Genomic DNA, 5759 nt, shown 5'->3' with positions numbered 1-5759 from the left:
TTGTTTGTGATAACAGCGCCAGTTAAGCCGTATTCAGTGTTGTTTGCAATTTCAATTGCATCGTCGAAGTCTTTTGCTTTTGTGAAGCCGACAACTGGTCCGAAGATTTCTTCTTTCATGATGCGTGCTTCAGGTGTAAGATCCGCAAAAATTGTTGGCTGGATGAAGAAGCCTTTAGAGTTGTCGCCTTCGCCGCCTGCCATCAATTTGCCTTCTTCTTTACCAATTTCGATGTAGCTCATGATTTTATCAAATGCAGCTTGATCGATAACTGGTCCAGTGTAGTTGCTAGTATCTTCTGGATTACCAGCTTTTTTCTCTTTTGTGATTTCTACTACACGGTTTAATACTTGATCGTACACATCTTCTACGATTACTGCACGTGAACATGCAGAGCATTTTTGACCAGAGAAGCCAAATGCAGATGCAACGATCGATTGTGCTGCTAGTTCAAGGTCTGCATCTTTATCAACAACGATTGTATCCTTACCGCCCATTTCAGCGATAACACGCTTGATCCAGATTTGACCTTCGTTTAATTTAGAAGCGCGCTCATTAATGCGGAGCCCGACATCGCGTGAACCAGTGAATGAGATGAAGCGCGTATCTTTATGATCAACTAAGTAGTCACCCACTTCTGCACCGCTTCCAGGCAAGAAGTTCAATACGCCTTTTGGAAGGCCTGCTTCTTCCAGCACTTCTACGAATTTTGCCGCAACAATCGGAGTAGTAGAAGCTGGTTTCAATAGGACAGTGTTTCCGGCAACAATCGCCGCAACAGTTGTTCCCGCCATAATTGCAAACGGGAAGTTCCAAGGAGAGATAATAACGCCAACGCCTAATGGAATATAGTCATAGCGGTTATATTCATTCGGACGGCTGTTTACTTTTACACCGTCTTTGATTTCAAGGATTTGACGAGCATAGTATTCTAGGAAATCAATTGCTTCAGCCGTATCTGCATCTGCTTCATTCCAAGGCTTCCCTGCTTCTTTTGTCATTAATGCAGAGAATTCATGCTTGCGGCGACGGATAATTGCAGCCGCTTTGAAAAGCACATCCGCACGAGTTTCAGGTTTTACTTTTCTCCACTTTTTGAAGGCTTCAACAGCTGCTTGCATGGCTTGTTCAGCATGGTCACGCGTTGCTTTAGACACTCGTCCAACGATCTCTTCTTTATTTGCAGGATTAACGGAAACAATTTTTTCTTCTGTTGAAATGCGTTCTCCGCCAATCAATAGGTCATAATCCTGCCCAAGGTAGCCCTTAACAGTTTCTAGACCTTTTAAATACGCATCTTTATTTTCCATGATTGAAAAGTCTGTAAATGGTTCGTGCTTATATTGATTCACCACTAGTTTTACCCCTCCATTCTCTGTTTATCTTACTGGCACAATTAACTCACTCAACTTATTTTTTAATTCTTTTTTTACTCCATCGGAGGCTTCTAATAATGGGACTGACACTCGACCAGTAGGCAATCCGATCATTTCTAGCGCCGCCTTTAACGGTCCTGGATTTCCTTCTCTATAAAGAGCCTTCATTAGAGGGAAGAATTCTTTATGCAGAGCGACAGCTTTGTCGTATTCTTTTTGCTGAACCAAATTATATATTTTAACCCAGACGTCTGGGATAAGGTTAGAGCTTGCCGTAATGGCCCCTGGTGCGCCGCTTATAAAAGAAGACACTGCGCGGTAATCTTCTCCGCATAATACGGAGATACGATCTCCTACAAGTTGTAATAATTCTAAAACATCACCCATATTATCTGAGCAGACCTTCATGGCAGTGATGTTTGTGATCTTGTCTACGATTCTCTCAACCACATCATTTGTCATATGAATCCCCGTCTTATATGGAATATTATATAAAATGATTGGCATATCCAAAGCTTGATCGATCGCTTCATAGTAACTTAAGAAGCCGTCATTCGTTGGGTTCACATAAAATGGCGTTACGACCATAACTGAATCGGCACCTGCGCTTTTCGCATATTTACCTAGCTCAATATTATCTCCTAAGCCAGGAGAAAGCAGTCCAACAACTACAGGAACTCTTCCTTTATTGACCTGCATAGCTACGTCGATTGCTATTTTCCTCTGTTCCATGCTTAATGCTGTATATTCACCTGTACCTCCCAACACAAGCAAAGAGTGTATGCCATTTTTTACTTGGTCTTCAATGATTTGTGCAAAAGCTTCTTTATCAACTGAGTTATTTTCATCAATAGGTGTTACTAACGCTGTCATTATTCCTTCATACTTCATTTTAATTTACCCCTTTTTTAATAGATTGATTGACTCTTGCATCCCCTAATGCTTTGGGGTTAACAAGATTTCTAGATATTTGCCCTTTTAGTGATCGGCCAACTTCCAAAGAGATTGATTCTGAGCATCTGTCCTTCGCTTCTAATGTATCTCCGCCAAAATGAGGTGTAAAAATAACATTATCCAAATTAAACAAAGGGTGATGAAGATTGGGAGGCTCTTCTTCCAAAACATCGAGTGCCGCTCCCCCAATTTTGTTGTGGACAAGCGCATCATATAAGGATGCTTCATTTATTAATGATCCTCTACCTAAGTTGATGATAAATGCTGAGCTCTTCATCCTTTCAAATTGTTCAGCAGCAAACATGTGATAGGTCCCCTTTGTCAATGGTGCATGCAGTGATATAAAATCACATAACGGCAAAATATCAATTAAGGACTCTGCCTTTGTTACACCGTGCAGCCTCATCTCTGACTCAGACAAAAATGGATCAAATCCATAGACATTCAAGTTAAAGACTTTCGCTTTTTTTGCTAAATCTTGCCCAATTTTCCCCATTCCTACAATCAGCAGGTTCTTCGCATTAATTTCCATAGGGAAGAATTGATCTCTGTAACTCCATTCACTTGTTCTGACCTTTTTATCACTGACAAGTAAATTTCTGCTAAGAGCGAGTATATACATCATTGAATGTTCTGCTACAGATGTATAGTTGCTGAAGGGAGCATTCAATACAAGCACTCCATTTTCAGTTGCACTTACAACATCAATATTATCCAGCCCCACTCCATGCATTCCGACTACTTTTAATGTTGGACAGCTTTCAAATATTTTTTTTGTTACCTTTTCTGTTCTGACAATCAAAGCATCTGCCGCAAACTTGTTTAAATATTCAATGATCGTTGCTTCTTGTCCGAAAGGAGCCAATATTACATTGAAGTGATCTGATAAATATTGGACACCATTTGGCCTGATTGTCGGTTCAATTAGCAGGACTGTATTAGTCATGGCGGTTCAAACCTTTCTTATTATAATACTTAGTATACTAAGTTAGTTTAAAAAAATATAATCAGTGAATGCCCTCGTTTTTCTGCAAATTACTGAAAAACGAAAGGCGGTATATACGTTAAAGAATTTTCGATAAAAAAGCTTTCGTCCTTTCATGTGAAGGGTTGGAAAATAAATCTTGCGGCTTGCCTTCTTCTATGATTCTGCCGCCATCTATATAAATCACTCGGTCTGCTACTTCACGGGCAAAGCCCATTTCATGAGTAACGATAACCATTGTCATTCCTTCTTTAGCCAGCTGTTTCATTACTCTGAGAACCTCTCCAACCATTTCTGGATCTAATGCAGAGGTTGGTTCATCAAACAGCATAACATGTGGTTCCATTGCAAGTGCTCTAGCGATTGCGACCCTTTGCTGCTGCCCGCCAGATAAGTTTGCTGGATAAGCATCTGCTTTATCGGACAAACCTACCTTTTTTAAAAGTTCTAATGCCATCACTTTCGCTTGTTTTTTTGTTTTTTTCTTTAATTTAACTGGTGCTAGCGTAATGTTTTCCATCACCGTTTTTTGCGGAAATAGATTGAACTGCTGAAAAACCATTCCCATTTGCTGCCTCAATTTATTGATGTTTGTATTTTTATCGGTTATATTCTTATCCTCTACTATAATTTCTCCGCCAGTTGGTTCTTCAAGTAGATTTAAACATCTTAAAAAAGTGCTTTTTCCAGAGCCTGATGAACCAATAATGCAAACTACTTCCTGTGGAGCAATTGTCGTGCTGATTTCCTTTAATACGTTTATTTCACCATATGATTTAGTAAGATTCTTTACTTCAATCATGATATAACGAACCTCCGCTCCAATCTAGTAGATATAAGAGACACAGTATAAATGGTAACAAAATACATGATCGCGACCATTGATAAAATTTCAAAAGACTTAAAGTTCATGGCATAAATAGACTGACCAACCATCGTTAACTCTGCAATTCCTATGACTGAAAGCATGGATGTGTCTTTGATTGCATGGGTAAGCTGATTTACAAATGAAGGAATCATCCTCCTGACAGCTTGAGGCAATACAATGTAACCCATTGTTTGGGCATAAGTAAAGCCCAATGATCTTCCAGCCTCCATTTGCCCTTTGCTAATTGATTCAATACCACCGCGAAAAATTTCCGTATTATAAGCGCCAATATTTAGACTGATCGCAATCAGACCAGCAGTAAAAGCTGATAATTGAATATCAAGTACAGAAGGAGCGCCAAAATAAATAAACAAGATTTGGATTAATATTGGGGTGCCCCTTATTAAATTTACATAGATGGCTGCTGGATAGCGCAAGATTGCATATTTTGACATTCTCATAAAACAGGCGATTAATCCGATTACGAGAGAAATAATGATTGAAACGACAGAAATGACAATCGTCATGTACAAACCTTGCAAGAGGTATGGAAATGCTTCTTTTATTACGTCTACTGTTGCTCCCATACAATACCTCATTTCTTTTCAAGATATAAAATAAATCTTTCCTAATATTGCTAATGACTACTTGCTAAACCATTCATTAAAAATTCGATCATATTCACCATTCTCTTTAATGGCTTTTAAACCTTCGTTTATTTCCTTCAATAGCTCTTCATTTCCCTTTTTTACTGCGAAGGCATGCTCATCTACTGTGATATGCTCCCCTACTATTTTAAACTTCGTATTTTCTCCATCCTGCATTAGTCTATAATCAACAGTAGGTGAGTTGAGAACAAGCGCATGTGAATTTCCATTTTCCACATCTAAAAATAGCGCATCGGTTTCTTTTAGCGGCTTTGCCTCCCCGCCGTATTCTTCAGCAAGTTCTTTCGCTTTTTCTAAAGTTGTTGACCCTTGAGTGGCAACGATTGTCTTGCCTTTCAAATCTTGAAAGCGCTTAATATCACTATCAACTGGCACAACTAGCACAAGACCTGACTCAAAGAAAACATCTGAGAAATCTACTACTTCTTTGCGTTCTTCACGAATTAATAATGATGAAGCAATATCCACTTGGTTTGATTGAAGTCCAGGGATAAATCCGTCAAATTTCATCTCCTTATATTCAAACTCCTGTCCGGCCTCTTTGCTTATCGCTTGTAGAATATCGTATTCGAATCCAGTCAGTTGCCCATTTTGTTTAAAAATCAATGGCGGGTAATTATTTAAAGCCGCAACACTTAATTTCCCCCCGCTCGACTCGCTTGCCATCCCCTCATCGCTGCTGCAACCTGCAAGGGTAAGACATACGATTCCTATTAAACTTATAAATGCTATTAATTTTTTCATTACCAATTCCCCCTCTCTCCGCCTTATCTATAAAAACTTATCAGAATATTATTTTTCTGATAAAATTGAATAATTAAATATTAAATGATAACACTATAAATTGTCAACAACTTATAATACTAAGTATTATTTTTTGTACAAACAAAGATGTCTATTTAAAAGAA

The 5759-nt window shown here is 38.7% G+C and carries 6 protein-coding genes; all 6 read right to left on the bottom strand.

What is annotated here, in order from left to right; genetic code table 11:
• Window positions 1–1355 (bottom strand): L-glutamate gamma-semialdehyde dehydrogenase (pruA, locus tag CWS20_RS13445; RefSeq protein ID WP_101226323.1); only part of this gene is annotated, 1355 nt, incomplete at its 3' end.
• A gap of 24 nt (window positions 1356–1379) precedes the next feature.
• Entirely contained in the window at window positions 1380–2267 is an 888-nt protein-coding gene (dapA, locus tag CWS20_RS13440) for a 4-hydroxy-tetrahydrodipicolinate synthase (protein ID WP_066193473.1), read from the bottom strand.
• Between the two features lies 1 nt (window position 2268).
• A complete protein-coding gene (locus tag CWS20_RS13435) occupies window positions 2269–3276 on the bottom strand; it encodes a hydroxyacid dehydrogenase (RefSeq protein ID WP_066193471.1) in 1008 nt (335 codons plus the stop codon).
• A 118-nt stretch (window positions 3277–3394) separates the two neighbouring features.
• Window positions 3395–4117, bottom strand: coding sequence for an amino acid ABC transporter ATP-binding protein (locus CWS20_RS13430; protein ID WP_066193470.1), 723 nt, complete (start codon window positions 4115–4117; stop codon window positions 3395–3397).
• On the bottom strand, window positions 4114–4770 hold the full coding sequence (locus CWS20_RS13425; protein WP_066193469.1) for an amino acid ABC transporter permease: 657 nt from the start codon (window positions 4768–4770) through the stop codon (window positions 4114–4116). Before CWS20_RS13425 ends, CWS20_RS13430 begins: the two co-directional genes overlap by 4 nt.
• Window positions 4771–4827: 57 nt before the next feature.
• The gene (locus CWS20_RS13420; protein WP_066193467.1) at window positions 4828–5595 is read right to left on the bottom strand and encodes a transporter substrate-binding domain-containing protein; all 768 of its coding nucleotides are present in this window, start codon (window positions 5593–5595) and stop codon (window positions 4828–4830) included.
• Window positions 5596–5759 lie beyond the last annotated feature (164 nt).

The sequence above is a fragment of the Cytobacillus horneckiae genome (assembly GCF_002835735.1).
Taxonomy (GTDB): domain Bacteria; phylum Bacillota; class Bacilli; order Bacillales; family Cytobacillaceae; genus Cytobacillus; species Cytobacillus horneckiae.
The sequence above is the reverse complement of the archived record's forward strand: the minus strand, read 5'-3'. Positions and strand labels throughout refer to the sequence as shown.

Bases quoted from the DNA above. Each gene is read 5' to 3' on its own strand.
- dapA (WP_066193473.1), bottom strand. From the start codon at position 2,267: ATGAAGTATGAAGGAATAATGACAGCGTTAGTAACACCTATTGATGAA.
- CWS20_RS13435 (WP_066193471.1), bottom strand. From the start codon at position 3,276: ATGACTAATACAGTCCTGCTAATTGAACCGACAATCAGGCCAAATGGT.
- CWS20_RS13430 (WP_066193470.1), bottom strand. From the start codon at position 4,117: ATGATTGAAGTAAAGAATCTTACTAAATCATATGGTGAAATAAACGTA.
- CWS20_RS13425 (WP_066193469.1), bottom strand. From the start codon at position 4,770: ATGGGAGCAACAGTAGACGTAATAAAAGAAGCATTTCCATACCTCTTG.
- CWS20_RS13420 (WP_066193467.1), bottom strand. From the start codon at position 5,595: ATGAAAAAATTAATAGCATTTATAAGTTTAATAGGAATCGTATGTCTT.